The sequence below is a fragment of the Variovorax sp. P2_H12 genome (assembly GCF_056403395.1).
Window position 1 is genome coordinate 1 of record NZ_JBFUFO010000153.1, and the last position, 524, is coordinate 524.

Below are 524 nucleotides of genomic sequence, written 5' to 3' on the forward strand. Positions count from 1 at the left end.
GCTGTACGAGCTCCGCCTGGTCCGTCTGGGCCGAGGTGCCGCCCGCGCTCAGGGCGTAGTCCAGCGTGAGCTGTTTGCCGCCCTTGGTGCGCGGCTTGCCCTCGCCGGCGTCCTTCCAGCCCGCCTCGTCGAGGAGCTTCTTCGCCTTCTCGACGTCGTACTCGCCGTATGCTCCGGCGTTGGCCTGGTAGCCCGCCTGGTTGGGCATGAAGAAGTGGTTGTCCAGCGGCTTCAGTTCGAAGGAGAGGTCCTTGCTGAAGCTGGCATTGATGCCCTTGCGGTCGATCGCTGCCTGCAGGGCGTTGCGTACCTTCACGTCCTTCAGCGGCCCCCGGCCGCCGTTCAGGGTGATGTGCACCTCGTCCCAGCGGGCGCCGCGCCGGATCTCCGTGCCCGGCGCGTCGACCAGGCGCTTGTAGTCCTCCGGGAGGAGCGCGGTGGCCGAGTCCGTCTCCTTGTTGAGGTAGGCGTCGGTCATCGCGGAGAAGTCCAGCACCCGGTAGATCACCGAGTCCAGCTTGGGC

At 67.6% G+C, this 524-nt stretch carries 1 protein-coding gene; it reads right to left on the reverse strand.

The features are described 5' to 3' along the window. Positions 1–524, reverse strand: a 524-nt coding sequence (locus tag AC1DYK_RS35605) for an ABC transporter substrate-binding protein (protein ID WP_478170552.1), incomplete at both ends; no start/stop codon positions are given.